18 protein-coding genes are annotated in these 20,052 nt (G+C 64.4%); 2 read left to right on the top strand and 16 right to left on the bottom strand.

Annotated elements, in window-relative coordinates; all coding sequences use genetic code 11:
• Positions 1–397: 397 nt before the first annotated feature.
• The 8 genes from tyrS to argC form a co-directional block, all read right to left on the bottom strand.
• Complete coding sequence (tyrS, locus tag EG850_RS03780; RefSeq protein WP_124970155.1) at positions 398–1,705, bottom strand: tyrosine--tRNA ligase; 1,308 nt, start codon at positions 1,703–1,705, stop codon at positions 398–400.
• 30 nt (positions 1,706–1,735) lie between these two features.
• Complete coding sequence (locus tag EG850_RS03775) at positions 1,736–2,428, bottom strand: DNA-3-methyladenine glycosylase (RefSeq protein WP_124970152.1); 693 nt, start codon at positions 2,426–2,428, stop codon at positions 1,736–1,738.
• Positions 2,425–3,843 carry an argininosuccinate lyase gene (gene argH, locus EG850_RS03770; protein ID WP_124970149.1) on the bottom strand — a complete coding sequence of 473 codons (1,419 nt, stop codon included), beginning with the start codon at positions 3,841–3,843 and terminating at the stop codon, positions 2,425–2,427. The genes EG850_RS03775 and argH overlap by 4 nt, the downstream gene beginning before the upstream one ends.
• Before the next feature lie 3 nt (positions 3,844–3,846).
• Positions 3,847–5,046 (bottom strand): argininosuccinate synthase, encoded by a 1,200-nt coding sequence (locus EG850_RS03765; protein WP_124970146.1) that lies wholly within the window; start codon positions 5,044–5,046, stop codon positions 3,847–3,849.
• Positions 5,047–5,148: 102 nt separating this feature from the next.
• The gene (gene argF / locus EG850_RS03760) at positions 5,149–6,090 is read right to left on the bottom strand and encodes an ornithine carbamoyltransferase (protein ID WP_124970143.1); all 942 of its coding nucleotides are present in this window, start codon (positions 6,088–6,090) and stop codon (positions 5,149–5,151) included.
• 43 nt (positions 6,091–6,133) lie between these two features.
• Entirely contained in the window at positions 6,134–7,162 is a 1,029-nt protein-coding gene (gene argB, locus EG850_RS03755) for an acetylglutamate kinase (RefSeq protein ID WP_235829198.1), read from the bottom strand.
• Positions 7,163–7,171: 9 nt separating this feature from the next.
• A complete protein-coding gene (gene argJ, locus EG850_RS03750; protein WP_124970140.1) occupies positions 7,172–8,335 on the bottom strand; it encodes a bifunctional glutamate N-acetyltransferase/amino-acid acetyltransferase ArgJ in 1,164 nt (387 codons plus the stop codon).
• On the bottom strand, positions 8,332–9,378 hold the full coding sequence (gene argC / locus EG850_RS03745; protein WP_124970137.1) for an N-acetyl-gamma-glutamyl-phosphate reductase: 1,047 nt from the start codon (positions 9,376–9,378) through the stop codon (positions 8,332–8,334). Before argC ends, argJ begins: the two co-directional genes overlap by 4 nt.
• Positions 9,379–9,462: 84 nt before the next feature.
• Between argC and EG850_RS03740 the strand changes: the two genes are divergently transcribed.
• On the top strand, positions 9,463–10,767 hold the full coding sequence (locus EG850_RS03740; protein WP_124970134.1) for an aminotransferase class V-fold PLP-dependent enzyme: 1,305 nt from the start codon (positions 9,463–9,465) through the stop codon (positions 10,765–10,767).
• Positions 10,767–11,231 carry a Fe-S cluster assembly sulfur transfer protein SufU gene (gene sufU / locus EG850_RS03735; protein ID WP_124970131.1) on the top strand — a complete coding sequence of 155 codons (465 nt, stop codon included), beginning with the start codon at positions 10,767–10,769 and terminating at the stop codon, positions 11,229–11,231. The genes EG850_RS03740 and sufU overlap by 1 nt, the downstream gene beginning before the upstream one ends.
• Before the next feature lie 33 nt (positions 11,232–11,264).
• On the opposite strand, the gene EG850_RS03730 is transcribed toward sufU, so the two are convergent.
• From EG850_RS03730 to EG850_RS03695, 8 genes are all read right to left on the bottom strand, one after another.
• On the bottom strand, positions 11,265–11,825 hold the full coding sequence (locus EG850_RS03730; protein WP_124970128.1) for a hypothetical protein: 561 nt from the start codon (positions 11,823–11,825) through the stop codon (positions 11,265–11,267).
• A gap of 160 nt (positions 11,826–11,985) precedes the next feature.
• Entirely contained in the window at positions 11,986–14,553 is a 2,568-nt protein-coding gene (pheT, locus tag EG850_RS03725; RefSeq protein WP_124970125.1) for a phenylalanine--tRNA ligase subunit beta, read from the bottom strand.
• Between the two features lie 2 nt (positions 14,554–14,555).
• Entirely contained in the window at positions 14,556–15,608 is a 1,053-nt protein-coding gene (gene pheS / locus EG850_RS03720; protein WP_124970122.1) for a phenylalanine--tRNA ligase subunit alpha, read from the bottom strand.
• Positions 15,609–15,653: 45 nt separating this feature from the next.
• Positions 15,654–16,625 (bottom strand): amino acid ABC transporter permease, encoded by a 972-nt coding sequence (locus tag EG850_RS03715; RefSeq protein WP_124970120.1) that lies wholly within the window; start codon positions 16,623–16,625, stop codon positions 15,654–15,656.
• Positions 16,622–17,269, bottom strand: coding sequence for an amino acid ABC transporter permease (locus EG850_RS03710; protein WP_124970117.1), 648 nt, complete (start codon positions 17,267–17,269; stop codon positions 16,622–16,624). The genes EG850_RS03715 and EG850_RS03710 overlap by 4 nt, the downstream gene beginning before the upstream one ends.
• A gap of 108 nt (positions 17,270–17,377) precedes the next feature.
• Positions 17,378–18,220: a glutamate ABC transporter substrate-binding protein gene (locus EG850_RS03705; RefSeq protein ID WP_124970199.1), complete on the bottom strand. Its 843-nt coding sequence runs from the start codon at positions 18,218–18,220 to the stop codon at positions 17,378–17,380.
• Positions 18,221–18,314: 94 nt separating this feature from the next.
• A complete protein-coding gene (locus tag EG850_RS03700) occupies positions 18,315–19,079 on the bottom strand; it encodes an amino acid ABC transporter ATP-binding protein (RefSeq protein WP_124970114.1) in 765 nt (254 codons plus the stop codon).
• 90 nt (positions 19,080–19,169) lie between these two features.
• Entirely contained in the window at positions 19,170–19,970 is an 801-nt protein-coding gene (locus EG850_RS03695; RefSeq protein WP_124970111.1) for a TrmH family RNA methyltransferase, read from the bottom strand.
• Positions 19,971–20,052 lie beyond the last annotated feature (82 nt).

The following is a 20,052-nucleotide window of genomic DNA, read 5'->3' as shown; positions in this document are numbered from 1 at the left end:
CACCAACCGGCACAGTCTTGCACGAGAGCAACTTCTCTAATCTATGTTCCTGTGTACTTGCTGTCAAATCTGGGCTGCTGCCTGAATGTGACGTCCGTTCGCAGGAACGGTGTCCGGGTGTCGATCACCGAGCCGGTTTACACGGCTGCTGGGATTCGATGACCCGGAGGCGGTCGCTTGCTTCAGGCCGGTGCGCTGTGCGCTCCGTGCCTCGCGGCGACAAGTGATTACATTACGCAAAGGTGAACGCCGACGCAAACCAGCCCCGAATCCCGGGCGTGTCGCATCCTCACTTCGGCCTAGCCAGGCGGATGTCTCGGAAAACGGCTACGCGCCCCACCGATTTCTCAGTGGGGCGCGTATCCAATAAAGGGTTCATGCGCGGGCCGAGTGCGGGCTAATTGCCCGACACCATCGCACCGACCAGCGTCTTCTTGCCGCGGCGAATCACCACGGTGTTGCCAGGCAGCAGGTCGCCGGCCTCGAGTACCCGGCGCTCATCGTCAACCTTCTCGTTGTTGAGCGACACTCCCCCCTGGGCAATAGCCCGGCGGGCTTCGCCAAGCGACTTCGCAACCTCAGTGGCCACGAGCACTTCGGCCACCTCAGCACCAAGGGTGGATTCGGTGTTCGGAAGTTCAGCGATCGCCTGCTGCAGGGTCACCGCGTCGAGCGCCCGCAAATCACCCTGTCCGAACAGCGCCGCCGACGCATCGATCGCGGCCTGCGTTGCTTCGGCACCGTGCACGAGCGTGCACACCGCTTCGGCCAGCGCACGCTGGGCCTCGCGCTTGAACGGCTCGTTCTCAACCTTCGTCGCAAACTCGGCGATCTCGTCGCGGTTGAAGAACGTGAAGATCTTGAGCCGGTCGATCACATCGCGGTCATCGGTGTTGAGCCAGAACTGGTAGAAGGCGTACGGCGAGGTGAGGTCGCCGTCGATCCAGATCGCGTTGCCCTCTGACTTGCCGAACTTCGTGCCATCCGAGTTGGTGATGAGCGGGGTGCCGAGCGCGTGCACACTCTTGCCGTCCATGCGACGGATGAGATCGACTCCCGCCGTGAGGTTGCCCCACTGGTCGCTGCCACCGGTCTGCATTTCGAGACCGTAGATGCGATTGAGCTGCAGGAAATCGAAGGCCTGCAGAATTTGGTAGCTGAACTCGGTGTACGAGATACCGGCCTCAGAGTTGAGGCGCGCCGAAACCGCATCCTTCTTGAGCATCTGGCCGACACGGAAGTGCTTGCCGATCTCGCGCAGAAAGTCGAGCGCCGAAAGGTCGGCTGTCCAATCAAGGTTGTTGGCCATGCGCGCGGGGTGCTCGCCACCGAAGTCGAGGTACCCCTCGATCTGCGACCGCAACCCAGCTACCCACTCGGCAACCGTTTCGCGCGAGTTGAGCGTGCGCTCGGCGGTCGGGCGCGGATCACCGATGAGGCCGGTCGAACCACCCACGAGACCGATTGGGTTGTTCCCGGCAAGCTGCAGTCGACGCAGGAGCAGCAATTGCACGAGGTGTCCGAGGTGAAGGCTCGAGGCCGTCGGGTCGAAGCCGCAGTAATACGTGATCGGGCCCTCGTCGAGACGCGCTCGCAGCGCATCCAGATCGGTCGAAACGTGGATGAAACCACGCCATTCAAGCTCATCGATGATGTGGTCGAACGACGGGTCGTTTCGCTGCCAGGAGAGATCACGTACTGTCACCCGCCCTACGTTACCGAACAATCGCGTCGGCTATGCGTCGCGGGCAGCCCGCACACTCGGATGCGCGCGGTAGGGCGACACTCCCCCGGCACCCTCGAGCCAATACCGCCAGTGGAACGGGTCGAGTCCACCCGCGCCGGAGACCCCCGTGCGCAGTGAACTGCGGATGTCGTCAGCGAGCCTCCGGTGTTCGGCCGCATCGAGCAATGCCAACTCGAAGCCATGCTCGCTCGTACCACGCGGATGCGAGGTGGCGAGATCCTGCCCATTGTCGGCAAGGTCGGCGCCGAGCGCTCGCCCGAGATTGCCGGGCCCGCGGGCAAGTGCGAGATCTGGCACTCGCGACGCAGCCGGTCCACGAAACGATTCACGACGGAGGCGGGCGAGTTCCACTCCACCGGTCACTTCGGCGCCGCGAAGAAGCACCCCGGCCGAGGCACCAGACTCGCCGACGACCACATTGCAGCACATGTGCATCCCGTAGTTGAAATACACGTAGAGGCGCGCGGCCTCACCAAACATCGTGGCGTTGCGCGGGGTCTGACCCCGATGACCGTGGGAGCCCGGGTCTTCGGCACCGGCGTACGCCTCAACTTCAGTGAGTCGCAACATCACTTCGCCCGCGGGCCCGAATGCGCGAAGCCGCGCCCCAAGCAATCGGGGCGCGGCTTCAGCGGGATGCAGGCGCGCTAGTTCCTCACGAACCGCAACGCCGGTGATCATGGGCGAACTTCGTTGAGGCGTTCACGCAGCTGCGCGAGCTGCTCGCGCACCCGCACCGGCGCGGTACCCCCGCGGCCATCGCGGGTGGCTACCGAACCGTCGACCGTGAGCACCTCGCGCACCTCGGGGGTGAGCAGCGGCGACACACTCGCGAAGTCCTCGTCGGTGAGCCCGTCGAGATCGACGCCCTTCGACTCGGCGAGCTTGACGCATCCGCCAGAAATCTCGTGGGCATCGCGGAATGGCACGAAGCGCTTGACGAGCCACTCGGCCACGTCGGTGGCGAGTGAGAAACCCTGGGGCGCGAGTTCACGCATCCGCTCGCCGTCAAAACGCATCGTCGCCACCATGCCGTTGAAGGCGGGCAACAACACTTCTAGCTGCTCGACCGAGTCGAACAGTGGCTCCTTGTCTTCCTGCAGGTCACGGTTGTACGCGAGCGGCAGCGCCTTGAGCGTGGCAAGCAGACCCGTCACGTTGCCGATGAGTCGACCCGCCTTGCCGCGCGCGAGCTCGGCAATGTCGGGGTTCTTCTTCTGCGGCATGATGCTTGACCCGGTCGAGTACCCGTCGTCGAGCGTGACGAAGCCGAACTCCTTCGTGTTCCAAATGATGATCTCTTCGCTGAGGCGCGAGACATCAATGGCGATCTGGGCGAGCACAAAGGCAAACTCGGCAACGAGGTCACGTGACGCGGTGCCGTCAATCGAGTTCGCGACCGAAGCCGAGAATCCGAGTTCCGTGGCGACTGCCGTTGCGTCGAGACCGAGCGTCGAGCCCGCCAGCGCGCCCGAACCGTAGGGCGACTCATCAAGGCGACGGCGCAGATCTTGGATGCGGTCAAGGTCGCGCACGAGCGGCCAGGCGTGCGCAAGCAATTGGTGCGCGAGGAGCACCGGCTGGGCGTGCTGCAGGTGCGTGCGACCGGGCATGATCACATCGAAGTTCGTCTCGGCTTGCGTGGCGAGCGCCTCGATGAGTCCGGCAACGAGCAAGCCGACCGATGCCGAGCGATCGCGGATGTACATCCGCACGAACGTCGCAATCTGGTCGTTGCGGCTGCGACCGGCGCGAAGCTTGCCGCCGAGTTCGACGCCGGAGATCTCAACGAGTCCGCGCTCGAGCGCCGAGTGCACGTCTTCATCCTGCTCGCCCGCGACGAAGCGGCCATCGTGCACGCGCGCGTCGAGCTCATCGAGTGCGCTGAGCATCCCGGTGAGTTCGTCGGCGGTGAGGTAGCCGGCTCTGGCGAGGGCGCGCGCGTGCGCGCGCGAACCCGCGAGGTCGTAGTGCGCGAGCTGCCAGTCGAACTGCGTCGACTTTGAGAGTGCGGCGAGTTCAGGCGAGGGCCCGCCGGCGAAGCGGCCGCCCCAGAGGGCGCCGTCTTCGCCGGCTCGGTTCTGCTGCTGCGTCATTGACTAGAGCTCGGGCTTGTCGCGACGAGCCGAGATCTTCGACGGCAGGCTCCAGATATCGATGAAGCCGCGCGCCGAGTCCTGGTTGAAGGTGTTGCCGGTGTCGTACGTCGCGAGCGAGAAGTCGTAGAGCGACTCCGCCGAGCGGCGACCGGTCACCACGGCACGACCCTGGTGCAGGGTCATGCGCACCTCGCCCGAGACCTTCTCCTGGGTGTGGTCAATGAAGGCGTCAAGCGAGCGCTTGAGGCCACCGAACCAGAGACCGTCGTAGACGAGGTTTGCCCACTCGACCTCAACGGTGCGCTTGTAGCGGGCCACATCGCGTTCGAGCGTGAGGTCTTCGAGGTGCGTGTGCGCCTCAATGAGCGCGATCGCCGCGGGTGCCTCGTAGATTTCACGCGACTTGATGCCGACGAGGCGGTCCTCAACCATGTCGAGGCGGCCAACGCCCTGGGCGCCAGCGAGCTCGTTCATCTTGAGCACGACGTCGAGCATGTTCATGCGCACGCCGTCGATGGCCACTGGCACACCCTGCTCGAAGGTGATGGTCACCTCGGTCGGCTCGCGCTCGATGGTCGGGTCCTGCGTGTACTCGTAGAGGTCCTCAATCGGCGCATTCCACGGGTCTTCGAGGAAGCCGGTCTCTACCGCGCGACCCCACATGTTCTGGTCGATCGAGTAGGGCGACTTCTTCGACTGGCGAATCGGCAGCTTGTGCTTCTCGGCGTACTCAATTGCGACGTCACGCGTAAGCGAGAGGTCGCGAATCGGCGCGATCGAGGTGAGCTCGGGCGCAAGGGCCGCAACCGCGGCCTCGAAACGCACCTGGTCGTTGCCCATACCGGTGCAACCGTGCGCGATCGAGTTCGCGCCGAGCTCGCGGGCAACGCGCGCGAGGTGCTTCGAGATGAGCGGACGCGAGAGCGCCGACACGATCGGGTAGCGGCGCTGGTACTGCGCGTTCGCCTTGAGGGCGGGCACGAGGTAATCGTTGGCGAACTCTTCGCGGGCGTCGATGACGATCGACTCGACCGCGCCGCAGTCGAGGGCGCGCTGGCGCACCTGCTCCATGTCTTCGCCGGCCTGGCCCACATCGATCGCGAGGGCGATGACGTCCTTCCCGGTGCGTTCCTTCGTCCACGGAATCGCGACAGAGGTGTCGAGACCACCCGAGTACGCCATGACGATGCGTTCAGTCACTGCTGCTCCTGTGTGTTGTTGTCGGAGGGCTGAGCGGGCGGAATCTCGCGCGCCCAGCGCATCCCTTCATTCTAGTTCGGTTCGGTGACGGCCAAGTTGCCGTTAGCTCGCGGCGGATTCGCGCGCCTTCGCGAGGAGCCATACGAGCAACGCCTTCTGTGCGTGCAGGCGGTTCTCGGCCTCATCCCAGATGACCGATTGCGGACCGTCGATTACCGCGGCGTCGACTTCGTAGCCACGGTCGGCCGGCAGGCAGTGCATGAAGATGGCGTCATCAGCGGCGTATGACATGACCTGTTCGGTAACGCGGTAGGGCGAGAGGGCGTCGATTCGCTGCTGCTTCTCGGCCTCGAGCCCCATCGATACCCAGGTGTCGGTGACAACGACATCGGCACCTGCCGCGAGCTCAGCGATGTCGCTCCCGACGGTGATCGAGCCGCCGGTCGTCGCAGCAATTGCAGTCGCGTCGGCGACAACGTCTTCGCGGGGCAGGTAGCCTTCCGGCGCGGCAACGCGCACATGCATCCCAGCAAGTGCACCGCCGAGCAGGTAGGAGTGGCCGAGGTTGCTCGCACCGTCGCCCAGGAACACGAGCGTGCGACCAGCTGTGCCGCCCTTGTGCTCGCGAATGGTGAAGAGGTCAGCGAGGATCTGACAGGGGTGGAAGTCGTCGCTCAGTCCGTTGATGATCGGAATGGTCGTGCCCTCCGCCATCTCTTCAAGGCCGGATTGCGCATAGGTGCGCCACACCACAGCTTCGACCATGCGCTCGAGCACGCGCGCCGTGTCGCTCGCGGTCTCTTTGCCACCGAGCTGGCTGGATGCGGTAGTGAAGATGAGCGGGTTGCCGCCCATTTCTGAGATGGCCACGTGGAACGACACTCGCGTGCGCGTCGACGACTTGTCGAAAATCACTGCGACCGATTGCGGCCCCTCGAGTGACCGGTCGGCGAAGCGATCGGCCTTGAGGCGCGCGGCAAGCTCAAGAATCTCAAGCTGCTCGGCTGGTGAGAGGTCATCGTCGCGAAGGAGGTGGCGGATCATGAGCATGCCTTTCTGGCAGAAAATCGAAAACTGAGGCGGCTAACTAGCCCGCGGTGACCTCGGTGCCGAACCCCTCGTGGGTAAACACCTCGATGAGTGTGGAGTGCGGCACACGTCCGTCGATGATGGTCGCGTGCTTGACGCCACCGTCAATCGCTTCGAGGCAGGCCTGTGCCTTGGGAATCATGCCCGACTCCAGGGTCGGCAACATATTGCGTAGCTCGGTTGGCGTAATAAACGCCGCAAGTGACGAACGGTCGGGCCAATCGCGGTAGATGCCTTCGACATCGGTGAGCATGACGAGCTTCTTCGCGCCGAGTGCGACCGCGAGGGCTGCGGCGGCGCGGTCAGCGTTGATATTGAGCGCCGAACGCGGCATATCGATATCGCTCGCAATGGTCGACACCACCGGGATGCGGCCCGCGGCAATATCAGCGCGCACCACGGTCGGATTGACGGCGACAATCTCGCCGACGAGCCCGAGGTCGACCTGGTTGCCGCGGGCATCGGTGGTCTTGCGGCGCGCCTGGAAGAGCCCAGCATCCTCGCCCGAAACACCGGTCGCTACCGGCGCGACCTCGTTGATGGCCGCGACGAGATCGCGCGCAACCTGGCCGCCCAGCACCATACGCACGATTTCCATCGCCTCGGGCGAGGTGTAGCGGTACCCGGCACGGAACTCTGACTCAATGCCGACGCGCTTGAGCATCCGCGAGATGTGCGGACCGCCACCGTGCACGACCACCGGCTTCACACCCGAATAGCGCAGGAACGCGATATCGGAGGCGAAGGCGTCGAGCAGCTCCGGGTCGACCATGGCGTTGCCACCGAACTTTATGACGATGATCTGCCCGTGGTAGCGCTGCATCCACGGCAGTGCCTCAATGAGCGTCTCGACCTTGGTCGCCGCCCGCTCGTAACGCACATCGCTCGTCTGCACCGGGATGCTGCGGGTCACCGTCGGCACCCGTCGATCAAGCGTCGGAATGGCACCGGTGGTGGCCGGGATGGTGCTGTCGGTCCCCTGATGGCCGTAGCCGAACGGCTTATCGCCTGCCTGCTCGTGAGTCATGGTGCTTTCCTAGGATGCGTAGGCGCTGTTCTCGTGCACGTAGTCGTGGGTGAGATCGTTCGTGAGGATCGTGCCACTCGCCTCACCCGCGTGCAGGTCAATGATGACCTCGGTTTCGCGCGGGCTGAGGTCGACGAGGTCGATCGACTCGAACGGGGTGCCGGCCTTGCAGACCATGACTCCGTTCATCGTCACATCGAGTGCCTGCGGGTCGAACTCGGCGTCAGTGGTGCCGGCAGCCGCGAGCACGCGGCCCCAATTCGGATCGTTGCCGAAGATCGCGGCCTTGAAGAGGTTCGAGCGGCTCACGGCCCGCGACACGGCGACCGCGTCATCGACGCTCGCGGCGCCAACGGTGGTGATGGTGATGTCGTGGCTCGCGCCCTCAGCATCCTGCTGCAGCTTCTTCGACAGCTCAGCACAGAGGTCGGTGAGGAGTTCAGTGAACTCAGCGACGTCGGGCGTGACGCCCGACGCGCCCGAGGCCATGAGCGCCACGGTGTCGTTCGTCGACATGCAGCCGTCGGAATCGACCCGGTCGAAGGTGACGGCGGTGGCCGCGCGAAGGGCCGCATCAAGCTGCGTCGATTCGAGGTCGGCGTCAGTGGTGATGACCACGAGCATGGTGGCGAGGCCCGGAGCGAGCATGCCCGCGCCCTTCGCCATGCCGCCAATGGTGTAGCCGCTCCCGGTGCGCGTGGCGAGCTTCTCGACCGAGTCGGTCGTGAGGATGCCCTCCGAAGCGTTCCGGCCGGCTGCCACGTCGTCGGCGAGTTCGGCGACAGCCTCAGTGACGCCTGAGAGCACCTTCTGTCGGAACACCTCGTCGCCCGCGCCGATCAGCCCGGTCGAGCAGACCAGCACATCGCTCGGTTGCAGGTTGAGCAACTCTGCAGCGCGCTCGGCGGTGAGGGCGGTCGTCTCATAACCGAAGTCGCCGGTGTAGCAATTGGCGCCGCCCGAGTTAAGGGCGATCGCCGAAATCGAACCGTCGGCAATGGCCTTGATCGACCAGATCACCGGGTTTGCCTGGCAGCGGTTCGAGGTGAACACCGCGGCGGCCGCGGCCGAGGGACCGTCATTGACCACCACCGTGACATCACGCTTGCCGGTCGACTTGATTCCGGCGGCCACGCCAGCGGCGCGGAAACCCTTTGCTGCGGTGACGGTCACGGGGCAACTCCGTTCAGGGGAAGAGCGAGCCCCTCGGTGAGTCCGAGGGCGAGATTGGTGGACTGAATCGCGGCGCCGGCGGTGCCCTTGCCGAGATTGTCGATGGCGGTGATCACGACGAGACGGCCAGCGCGCTCGTCGATGCCGAAGCCAAGTTGCGTGCGGTTCGAACCGATGACATCGCTCGTACGCGGGTAGGCACCATCGGTGAGCACCTCAATGAAGCGTTCGTCGCCATACGCGCCCTCGTACGCGTCGCGCACGGTAGCGAGGTCAACACCGTCGCGGATGCGGCCCGAGCAGGTCGCGAGGATTCCTCGGGCAGTCGGCACGAGCACGGGAGTGAACGCGAGCCGCGTGTCCTGGCCCGAGGCCTTCCGCAAGTTTTGACGGATCTCGGGGTTGTGGCGGTGCCCGCCATACGCGTTGTAGGGCACGGCGTTACCGATGAGTTCACTTGCGAGCATCGACACCGCTGCCTTCTTGCCGGCACCCGAAGGGCCAACCGCAAGCACCGCGGTGAGGTCGTCGGGCTCGATGAGGCCAGCGTTGAGCGCGGGCGCGAGTGCGAGCGTAATTGCGGTGACATTGCATCCGGGCACGGCGATGCGGCGGGTGCCCGCGAGGCGCGAGCGCTGCTTGCCGCCATCGACGAGCAAGAGTTCGGGCATACCGTACGTCCACGAACCTGCGTAGTCGCCCGGGTAGTAGTCGAGCCAGTCTTGCTCGCGCTCGAGCCGGAAGTCGGCACCCGCATCAACAACGAGTGTGTCGACATCGAGGTCAGCCGCGAGCGCCGCAGATGCGCCGTGCGGGAGTGCGAGGAAGACAATGTCGTGACCGCGCAGCGTTTCAGCGGTCGTCGGCTGCAGCAGCTGTTCACCGTAGCTCGCGAGATGCGGATGCACGTCTCGGAGTCGCTCGCCAGCCTGCGAGTGCGCGGTGACGGTGCGCACTTCGATCTCAGGGTGGTCGGCGAGGAGTCGGAGAAGTTCGCCGCCGCCGTACCCGGAGGCTCCGGCGACCGCTGCTGAATAGGTCATGTCCTCCATTCTAGGCACCGGCAGATGGCCGCTCTGGTCGCATCCGTGTGGTCAGAGGCGACACGGCGTAGCCTGGACGACACCATGAACAGTGCTGCAATTCCCGCATCCGGCGTCGAAATCACCGATTCGCGCGCCCGGCAACTGCGTGATGATTTCCCCATCCTCGCCTCGACGGTGCACGGCAAACCGCTCGCCTATCTCGATTTCGGTGCCACTGCGCAACGGCCAAATGCCGTGCTCGAGGCCGAGCAGGAGTTCCTCAGCACACACAATGCGGCGGTGCACCGCGGCGCTCACGAGCTGGCTGCGCTCGCCACCGGCGACTTCGAGGAAGCCCGTGAAACGGTCGCGGGCTTCGTTGGCGCCGATGCCGACGAGATTGCCTGGGCGATGAACGCCACTGACGCACTCAACATGATCACGCTCGGCATGGCTGCCGCTTCGCGCGGTCGCGGCGGTGACGCATCCGCACCTCTCGCGTTGGGCCCTGGCGACGAGATCGTCGTCACCGAAGCCGAGCACCACGCCAACCTCGTGCCCTGGCAGGAACTTGCCCTCGCCACCGGCGCCACCTTCCGTTGGATTCCGGTCGATGACCGCGGTGTTTGGAGCATCGATGATGCCCGCGCTGTCGTTGGCCCGCGCACCCGCGTGCTCGCCTTCGCCCACGTGTCGAACGTCACCGGACTTATTGCGCCAGTCGCCGAGCTGGTCGAGCTTGCGCAGTCGGCGGGCGCGGTGACGGTGCTCGACGCCTGCCAATCGGTGCCGCACCGCCCGGTCGATTTTCACGAGCTCGGGGTCGATTTCGCGGCCTTCTCGGGCCACAAGATGGGTGGCCCGAACGGCATCGGTGTGCTCTACGGGCGCCGCGAACGCCTCGCGCAATTGCCGCCGGCACGCACCGGTGGCTCGATGATTGAGGTCGTCGAGATGACCGGCACGACCTTCATGGATCCGCCCACGCGCTTCGAGTCGGGCACGCAGCCGGTCTCTGAGGCCGTGGCTCTTGCCGCTGCGGTGCGCTATCTCGATAGCGTCGGCATGTCGGCGATCGCTGCACACGAGGAAGAGCTGGCAGCGCGCATGGTTGCTGAACTGTCGGCGTTGCCCGGTGTGCGCGTGCTCGGCGCCGATGCCTCGGTGCCGCGCTCGGGTCTCGCCTCGTTTGTGGTCGACGGTGTGCACTCGCACGACCTCTCACAATTCCTGGATGCGGAGGGCATCGCCGTGCGCGGCGGTCACCACTGTGCCCAGCCGTTGCACCGCCGACTTGGGATTACCGCATCCACTCGTGCCTCGACCTATCTCACGACCTCGAGTGACGAGATCGACCGACTCATCGACACCGTGTCGCGTGCGCGCGCCTGGTTCGGGGTGGCATAGTGAGCGATCTTGCTGGGATGTATCAGGAGATCATCCTCGACCACTCGCGTCGTCGAGTGGGCGCGGGTGAACTCGCCGAATTTGATGCCGAGCGCTTCGAGAAAAACCCCTCGTGCGGTGATGAACTGCGTTTGCGAGTGCGGCTAGATCGTTCGGGTACTGAGCCGACGCTCGCCGAGATCGGCTGGGTCGGCGATGGCTGCTCGATCTCGCTCGCATCGGTGTCGATGCTCGTCGAGCAATTGCGTGGCCGTACGGTGACTGAGGCCTTCGCCGCGGTCGAGGCGATGCGCACCATGATGCGCTCGCGCGGCCAAGTCTCATATGACGAGGACTCCCCCGAAGCCGAGCTCATTGGCGATGCCGTGGCGTTCGAGGGCACCGCGAAGTACGTCATGCGCGTGAAGTGCGCGATGCTCGGCTGGGTCGCGCTCGAAACGGCACTGCGCGAAGCGACTTCCTAGGGTGAGACGCTCTGATCTGACGCCATTTGCCTGCTAGACCGCGCCAATCATTGCGGTGGCAAAGCTCACCACCATGTTGATGATCGTCGACACGGCGATCCAGCCGCCGATAGCTGCCGCTGCAAGGCCAACGTGATCGGGTCGCGCTGACTTGCGCGTGGTTCCGAAGCTGATGCCACCGAGGACTGCGGCGACAACGCCCAAGAAGACCTGACCGAACGTGATCAGATTCATGGCACCGGCAATGCCGGTGACGCCCACGGTGTCGATGACCGGGCCCATGACCACGATGCTGCGCGCGAGACCGAGCAGGAGTACAAGCCCGATGAGTAAGGCGGCGATGATGCCGAGCAGGTTCGAGCGGCGCTCAGGCGCGGCCGGGGCGGCTTGCTGCCACGGTGCTGGTGGAAGCGGTTTCGCCGCTGACGCTACGGCTGGCTGACCCCACTGCTGTTGCTGTTGCTCAGTGGCCTGTTGGTCATGCTCGCCCGTCGCGATGGGATCCTGCTGCTGCGGTGTCCAGGGGCTGTTCGGCGCACCCGAATCAGCCTCATTGTCATTGGGCTTTGGACCGGGTTGCGTCGCATCAGTCATGACTAGAGCCTACGAGAGCCGGATGCGCGGCACATCGTCCCCGAGCATCACGCCACTTTTGCGGAGGCAACTCCCCCTCTCGTGGCGTTCTCCCCCACCCTTGGGTGGGGGAGAACGCCACGAGGCCCACACTTGTGCGGGCCTCGTGGTGGAAAGAGCGTTAGGCGCGGATGGCGGCGCCGAAGCGTTCGGCCGCGATCGCGGCGCCCGCCTCCTTCGCCTCGGTGGCCTCGGCCGCGGTGAGCGTGCGCTCATTTGAGCGGAAACGCAGCGCGAAAGTGAGCGATTTCTTGCCTTCTTCAAGCCCGGCACCGCGGTAGTCGTCGACGAGCGCAAGGTGTTCGAGTAGCTCGCCCGCACCTTCACGCACTGCAGCACCAACCTCGCCCGCCGACACCTCGGCCGGCACCACGAGCGAGAGGTCCTGCGTGGCCGCCGGGTATCCGGTAATCGTGCGCGCCAGCACGTGCCGGTCTGAGGCCGCGAGAATCGCATCCACATCGACCTCGAGAGCGGCGACGACGCGCGGCAAATCGTGCTCGACAGTCACCGAGGGGTGTAGTTCACCCGCGTAACCGACGACCGATTCGCGACCCTCAGCATCCACCACGAGCACCTCGGCACAGCGGCCCGGGTGGAACGCCTGGTGGCTCCCCTGGCGCACGCGCAAGTCGGCTGCGGTCGCGGTGGCGACGCGGTCAACGAGCTCGATCGCATCCTGCCAGCCGTAGTGCACGGCACCGAGGCCCGGTTGCTTGTCGCTGCGGTCACCGAGTAGCAACACACCCAGCCAGTGCGGCTGCGGCGGGATGCCATCGTTGAGTTCGGCTAGACGCGTCTCGCTCGGACGCTGCGCAATCACCGGCACCTCGTCGACACCGTAAGTGCGACCCGGCTCGGGACGGAACACGCGACCGAGTTCGAAGATGGCGAGATCGGTGAGACCGCGCGAAACATTGCGGTGCGCGACGCCAATGAGCCCCGGCAGCATGCTCGTACGCAGCCAGCGCGTCGTTGCATCCATTGGGTTCGCGAGCACCATCGACGGTTGCTCCCCCGCAACCGCGCTACCGAAGAGCTCGTTGTCAGTCTCGGTCACGAAGGGGTAGCTGAGCACCTCGACCTGCCCGGTCGCAGCGAGCACATCGCTGAGCTGACGGCGCAACTGCTGCTCGCGCGTGAAACCACGACCGGCCGGGGCAATCGGCAGCACCGAGGGGATGCGGTCAAAGCCGTTGAGGCGAGCGACCTCTTCGACGAGCGTGACATCGCTCGTGAGGTCGGGGCGCCAGGTCGGCGGCGTCACGACGAGGTCATCGCCGCGTTCGACCACCGTGCAGCCCACATCTTCAAGCGCCTTAACGACCTCGGAGCGCTGGTAGTCGATGCCCATGAGCGTCGCCGGAAGGCTGGCGGGCATGACAATCTCATCGCGGGTTTCGGCGCCACCGACGATCGAGCCGACGGGCTGCACCGTGCCGCCAGCGAGCTCGACGAGGAGTTCCGCGACGCGCGCCGCTGCCGGAATCGCAACAGCAGTGTCGACCTCGCGCTCGAAGCGACGCGAGGCCTCGCTCGGCAGCTTGTGCCGACGAGCCGTGCGCGCAATCGAGATCGGCGAGAAGTTCGCCGCTTCAATGAACACGTTCGTGGTCGCATCGTTGAGCTCGGTCTCGGCGCCACCCATGGTGCCAGCGAGGCCGATCGCGCCGCGGTCGTCGGTGATGAGGATGTCCTCATCCGAAAGCTCGCGATCCTTACCATCGAGCGTCGTGAGACGCTCCCCCGCAGTCGCGCGACGCACGTGGATGCCGCCGCGCAGCAGGTCGAGGTCGTAGCCGTGAATGGGCTGGCCGAGTTCGAGCATCACGTAGTTGGTGATGTCGATCAGGATGCCGAGCGAACGGATGCCCGCAAGTCGCAGTCGCTGCGCGAGCCAGGCCGGGGTGGGACGGCTCGCGTCGACGCCGGTGACCACGAGGCCCGCGAAGACGCGGCTCAGCGGCTGGTCACGCACGGCCAACGACTCGTCAATCGACAGCGGTACGCGAACCTCGGCGGCATCGGTGGCGAGGCCCGCCTCAAGAATCTCGTTGAGTTCAGGGCGCAGTGCCGGGTCATTGAAGGTCGCGCCAGTGGCGTGCGAGTACTCGCGCGCGAGTCCACGCATCGACATCGCGTAACCGCGATCAGGGGTCACTGACACTTCCACTGCGACGTCGTCGAGGCCGAGGAGGGGCAGCGCCGGGGTGCCCACTTCTGCGTCGATACCGAGATCGCGCAGCACGATAATGCCATCGTGGTCATCGCCAATGCCGAGCTCGCGCATCGACGCCATCATGCCGTCACTCACGTGACCGTAGGTCTTGCGGGCGGCGATGTGGAAGTCGCCGGGAAGTACGGCGCCGGGAAGCGTCACGACGACGCGGTCACCTGCCACGAAGTTGTGGGCGCCACAGACGATCCCGCGCACATCGGCGCCACCATCGGCAGCCTGCTCGCCCTCGGGCGCAACGCGCACCTGTACCCAATTGATGGTCTTGCCATTCGACTGCGGTTCGGGCGTCGTCTCGAGCACTTCACCGACGACGATCGGGCCAGCGGCCTGCGTCTCGTGAATCGCTTCATCTTCGAGACCCACGCGCACAAATGCATCCAGTACCTCGCGCGGGGTGGCCTCGGCGTCAATCTCGACGTACTCGCCGAGCCATGAAAGCGGAATCCGCATAACTAGATCACCATTCCGAACTGCTCGCTGAAGCGCACATCGCCCTCGACGATGTCGTGCATGTCACTGAGGTCATTGCGGAACATGAGGGTCCGCTCGATGCCCATACCGAAGGCGAACCCACGGTAGACATCCGGGTCAACGCCCGCCGCACGAAGCACGTTCGGGTGCACCATGCCGCTGCCGCCCCACTCGATCCAGCGCGGGCCGCCCTTGGCGTTCGGATGCCAAACATCCATCTCGGCGCTCGGCTCGGTGAAGGGGAAGTAATTGTTGCGCAGGCGGATGCGTGCATCCGGCCCGAACATTGCGCGCGCGAAGTGCTCGAGCGTACCGCGCAGGTGCGCCATCGTGAGGTGCTTGTCGATGGCGATGCCTTCGAACTGCATGAACACCGGCGTGTGCGTCGCGTCGAGTTCATCGGTGCGGAAGGTGCGTCCCGGGGCGAGCACGTAAAGCGGCACACCGCGCTCGAGCAGCGAGCGCATCTGCACCGGCGAGGTGTGCGTGCGCATCACCAGGTGGCGGTTCGACGGCTCGACAAAGAAGGTGTCCTGCATTGCGCGGGCCGGGTGATCGGCATCGAAGTTGAGGGCGTCGAAGTTGTACCACTCGCTTTCGAGCTCGGGCCCGTCGGCGATCTCCCACCCCATGCCGACAAAGATGTCGCTCACGCGATCGCGCAGCATGGTGAGCGGGTGACGGGCACCCGAGCGCTCGCGCACTGCGGCGGCGGTCACATCAACGCGCTCTTCTTCGAGGCGGGCAGCCTCTTCGGCGGCGGCAACCTCAGCTTCGCGAGCCGCAAACGCCTGGTTCACGCGGGCGCGGGCGCCACCGATGAGCTGGCCGGCTTCCTTCTTCAGTTCCTTCGGCACCGCACGCATTTGGGCGTTGAGCGTGGCGAGGGGCGATGCCTCACCGAGGTGCTCGGAGCGCACTTGCTTCAGCGCTGCCGCGTTCGGAGCCTCAGCGATGGCAGTGAGCGCGGCATCCTCGGCCGCGCCAACCGCCTCGGGAGTGATGGGGTTCTCAGTCGAGTTCGAGTCTGACACGAGGGTCAAGTCTAGTCGGAAGGCACGACGACCCAAGCCGGAGGGTTACGGGCGGTTCTCCTCGGCAGCGCGACCCGTGAGGCCCTCGGCCTGACCGATCGAGAGCAGCGAGGTGTCGGTGCCGATTTGTCCGCGCGGCGGCGTCGGGGCCGCCCCACCGCGTCGATTGCCGCGGCGAGTAGCGCCCACGGCGCGCGGACCGCTCTTACGCGCGAGGCGCCGAGCAAATGCGCTGAGTGCGAAGTTGACCAAGAGGTAGATCGCGAGCGTGACGAAGAAGATCGAGAACGAGTACTTGCCTGATCCGAAGTAATCCTTGAGCTGGTACGACACTCGCAGTAGTTCTGGATAGGCGACGATGTAGGCGAGCGAGGTGTCTTTGAGCAACACCACGAGCTGCGCCACGATGATGGGCAGCATTTGCCGGAAGGCCTGCGGAAACTCGATCAAGAAGCGAGTTTGCATCCCGGTCATCCCGAGTGAAAGTGCAGCCTCGCTCTGGCCCTTCGGCAATGAGGCGATGCCGGCACGAAGCGCCTCACCGATGACGGCGCCGTTGTAAATCGCCAGCGCCCAGACCACTGCCCAGTAGTCGCCGACCTTGAGGCCGAGCAGGATGAACAGCATCATGAGCAGCACCGGCATGCCGCGGAAGAATTCGAGGATGACGGTGGTGGGCACTCGGATGAACGCATGCTTCGACATGCGGCCGAGGGCAAAGATGATACCGACGATGACCGCCAGGACCGCTGCGACCGCGGCGGCTCGCAGCGTCCCCATGACGAGACCGCGCCAGAGCAAGCCCTGCCAAACTTCACCTTCGAGGAAGATGTCCCATCGGGACGGGTCCCAGAGTCCGGGGAGTTCGGCTCCGGCGGCGGTCGTTCGCGGCTGTCCGAGCGCGAAAATGAACCAGCCGATCAGGATGACCACCACAGCCGTGGCGACCGCCGAGATGATGCGAGAACGCTGTCGAGTCTTGGGACCCGGGGCGTCGTAGAGAACTGATGCGCTCATCGGAGCACCGCCACCTTTCGCTCGATGTAGGCCGCAATGAGTCCAAGGGGAATCGTGACCACCAGGTAGAGCAATGCGATGCCGATGAGTAGCGGGATCACCTGGTTGCCGTAGGCATTCGCGAGTGTCTTTGACACGGCGACAAGTTCGACGACCACGAAGCCGGAGGCAACCGAGGTGTTTTTCGTGAGCGCAATGAACACGTTGATGAGGGGCGGCACCACCATGCGGATCGCCTGCGGGAAGATCACCAGCGAAATGGTCTGACCGAAGTTGAGTCCGAGTGATCGAGCGGCCTCAGCCTGCCCCATCGGCACACCGTTAATGCCGGAGCGCAACGCCTCGGCGACGAATGGCGAGGTGTACACCGCCAATGCGATGTAGGCGCCGAGCTTCGAATCGACTCCGAGGTTGAGTACCGGCAGCACCACAATGATCAGGAAGAACACCAGGGTGAGCGGAGTGTTACGCACCAATTCGGTGTAGGTGGTTGCGATCGCTCGCAACGCGCCGATCGGCGAGATGCGCAAGAACGCAATGAACATCCCGATGATCGAAGCACCGATTGCGCCGACGACGAGCAGTTCGAGCGTCGTGCCGAATCCTTGGAGAACCATTCCGAGGTTCTCGATAATTGCTTCCATCTTGTTGCTTTCCTACCCCGCTGGTGCTGTCTACCGGTCAGCGCAGACGAACTGGGCTGGGGCACCGGTGGCGCGAGACGCATCCCGCGCCACCGGTGCCATCAGTGGTTAGTAACGGTCGACACCCGGGGGCGTCGGCGTGGGGAGCACGGTGCCGGCGGTCTCGGTCCAGGCCTTCTCCCAGCTGCCGTCGCCTTCGGCCTTCTCGATCGTGTCGTTGATGAACGTGCGGAACTCGTCATCGCCCTTCTTGAGGCCGATGCCGTAGGGCTCCTTGGTAAACGTGCCGTCAACGACCTCGAACTCGCCCTCGTTCTGCGAGACGAGGCCGGCGAGGATGACGTTGTCGGTGGTCAAGGCGTCGGCCTGACCGGTGCGAATCGGCTCGAGGCAGTCGGAGTACTTGTCGACGGTGATGACCTTGTCGGTGAACTCGCGAATGTTCTTCTCAGAAGTCGAACCGGTCACGGTGCAAACGGTGATCCCTTCAAGCGAAGACTCCACATTTGCTTCATCGGCCGAGAGGTTCTTCGGGTTTCCGGTCGGCACAAGGAACGACTGTCCGGCTTCGTAGTACGGGCCGGCAAAGTCGACAACTTCCTTGCGCTTGTCGTTGATCGTGTAGGTCGCGATCACGATGTCTACGGTGCCGTCTTGGATGAACGCTTCGCGGTTCTGCGAGACCGTTTCCTTCCAGACGATGTTGTCGGCCGAAATACCGAGTTCGGCCGCGATGATCTTGGCGATCTCGACATCGAAGCCGGTCGGCTTACCCGATGCATCCGCGAGACCGAACAGCGGCTGGTCGAACTTCGTGCCGACAGTGATCGAACCCTTTTCGGCAAGCGCGGCCATCGTGGTGCCGGCTTCGAAGGTGGGCGTCGCGACTTCGGGATCGGATCCGCCACCGCCGCCATCCGAACATCCGGCAAGTGCGAGAGAAGCAGCCATAGCGATGGCTACTCCGGTGAGCGTCTTCTTGAACTTCACGGGAACTCCTTTGTCAGGTGAAGGGATTGGATATTTGAATTCGGTATCGAGTGAGCTAGTTATGCAAGATCTTGGAAAGGAATTCCTGTGCCCGTTCGGTGCGTGGATTGGTGAAGAACTCGTCGGGCGCGGCTTCCTCGACAATTGCGCCTTCGGCCATGAAGATGACGCGATTGGCCGCCTTGCGGGCGAATCCCATCTCGTGAGTCACGACAATCATCGTCATGCCCTCACGCGCCAGCTCGATCATGACATCGAGCACCTCGTTGATCATTTCTGGGTCAAGCGCCGAGGTTGGTTCATCAAGCAGGATGAGCTTGGGATCCATCGCCAGTGAGCGGGCGATGGCGACTCGCTGTTGCTGACCACCCGAAAGCTGCGCGGGCATCTTGTGTGCGTGGGCTTCGACGCCGACTCGTTGGAGGAGCTTCATTGCTCGCGCTTCGGCGTCGGCCTTTTTCATTTTGCGCACTTTGATGGGTGCGAGCGTCACATTCTCAAGCACCGTTTTGTGGGCGAAGAGGTTGAACGACTGGAACACCATGCCAACGTCGCTGCGGAGCTTGGCGAGATCGGCACCCTCCTCAGGGAGCTTGACCCCGTCGATCAAGATCTCGCCCTCTTGTACCGTCTCGAGTCGATTGATCGCGCGACAGAGCGTCGATTTACCCGAACCTGAGGGCCCGATCACGACGACGACCTCACCCCGAGCAACGGTGGTGTTGATGTCTTTGAGCACGTGGTGTTCGCCGTACCACTTGTTCACACCACTGACTACGACGAGGGGATCATCATTTCCGGCGACATTGTCGGATTGCATGCCCGCAACCGTAGCGGGCACCTAGCTGTGAGAACCGTTGTCACCGCAAGGTTTACAAGCTCGTAATGAGATTGCAGTGATTCCCACAACTCAACGGCGCTGAGCGAACGCAGATTCGTAGAGACACACACTTGCGGCGGTGGCAAGATTCATAGATTCTGCAGCACCGTAAATTGGCACGCGCAGCGAAGCATCGCACTGCGCGACAACGCTCGCTTCGAGACCGCGAGCTTCGTTGCCAAACACCCACGCCGTTGGCTGTTCGAGTTCACCAGCTTCACGAGCCGTGAGCAGGTCGTCGCCGCGTACATCCGCGGCGACCAGACGCAGTCCGGCATCGCGAGCACGCGCGGCCGCCTCATCGAACTCAACGTCGATGGCCACCGGGATGTGGAAAATCGAGCCGGTGGTGGAACGCACGACCTTGGGGTTGTAGAGGTCGACACTGCGGCCAGTGATAATCACCGCATCCGCGCCTGCCGAGTCGGCAACACGGATAATCGTGCCGAGGTTGCCAGGGTCGCGCACCTCTTCGAGAATGGCAACGAGCTTCGGGCCCTCATCGAACAGACGCTTGAGCGCGGTGGGAAATTGCTTCGCCACAGCGACAACGCCCTGCGGATTGCGAGTGTCGCACATTGCATCCACGACCTCTTCGGTCGCCCACACGAGGTCAACCTCGGCACGTTCGGCAAGCTCGCGCAATTCACTGTGACGCTCGATCGCAGTCGGTGTTGCGTAGAGCTCGGTGATGAGCTCCGGACGCGCCGCGAGCGCTTCACGCACGGCCTGAGGCCCCTCCAGCACGAATAGTCCACGCTCAGTGCGCTCGGCCTTCTGTGCAAGCTTGCGCACTTCGCGCACCTTGAGGTTGCGGACGGATTCGATCATGGCTGGCTCCTGCCGGGTTCAAATGGATGCAGTGGCGAATGAGGGAAAGGCGCGACCGGCCGAGCACGCGATTGCGCAGCTC

This window comes from Gulosibacter macacae, from assembly GCF_003865375.1.
GTDB classification, from domain to species: domain Bacteria; phylum Actinomycetota; class Actinomycetes; order Actinomycetales; family Microbacteriaceae; genus Gulosibacter; species Gulosibacter macacae.
The sequence above is the reverse complement of the archived record's forward strand: the minus strand, read 5'-3'. Positions and strand labels throughout refer to the sequence as shown.

Bases quoted from the DNA above. Each gene is read 5' to 3' on its own strand.
- pheT (WP_124970125.1), bottom strand. From the start codon at position 14,553: ATGCGGATTCCGCTTTCATGGCTCGGCGAGTACGTCGAGATTGACGCC.
- EG850_RS03705 (WP_124970199.1), bottom strand. From the start codon at position 18,220: ATGGCTGCTTCTCTCGCACTTGCCGGATGTTCGGATGGCGGCGGTGGC.
- EG850_RS03730 (WP_124970128.1), bottom strand. From the start codon at position 11,825: ATGACTGATGCGACGCAACCCGGTCCAAAGCCCAATGACAATGAGGCT.
- EG850_RS03740 (WP_124970134.1), top strand. From the start codon at position 9,463: ATGAACAGTGCTGCAATTCCCGCATCCGGCGTCGAAATCACCGATTCG.
- EG850_RS03700 (WP_124970114.1), bottom strand. From the start codon at position 19,079: ATGCAATCCGACAATGTCGCCGGAAATGATGATCCCCTCGTCGTAGTC.
- EG850_RS03715 (WP_124970120.1), bottom strand. From the start codon at position 16,625: ATGAGCGCATCAGTTCTCTACGACGCCCCGGGTCCCAAGACTCGACAG.
- argB (WP_235829198.1), bottom strand. From the start codon at position 7,162: ATGACTCACGAGCAGGCAGGCGATAAGCCGTTCGGCTACGGCCATCAG.
- argH (WP_124970149.1), bottom strand. From the start codon at position 3,843: ATGACGCAGCAGCAGAACCGAGCCGGCGAAGACGGCGCCCTCTGGGGC.
- EG850_RS03695 (WP_124970111.1), bottom strand. From the start codon at position 19,970: ATGATCGAATCCGTCCGCAACCTCAAGGTGCGCGAAGTGCGCAAGCTT.
- argF (WP_124970143.1), bottom strand. From the start codon at position 6,090: ATGATCCGCCACCTCCTTCGCGACGATGACCTCTCACCAGCCGAGCAG.
- argC (WP_124970137.1), bottom strand. From the start codon at position 9,378: ATGACCTATTCAGCAGCGGTCGCCGGAGCCTCCGGGTACGGCGGCGGC.
- EG850_RS03710 (WP_124970117.1), bottom strand. From the start codon at position 17,269: ATGGAAGCAATTATCGAGAACCTCGGAATGGTTCTCCAAGGATTCGGC.
- EG850_RS03775 (WP_124970152.1), bottom strand. From the start codon at position 2,428: ATGATCACCGGCGTTGCGGTTCGTGAGGAACTAGCGCGCCTGCATCCC.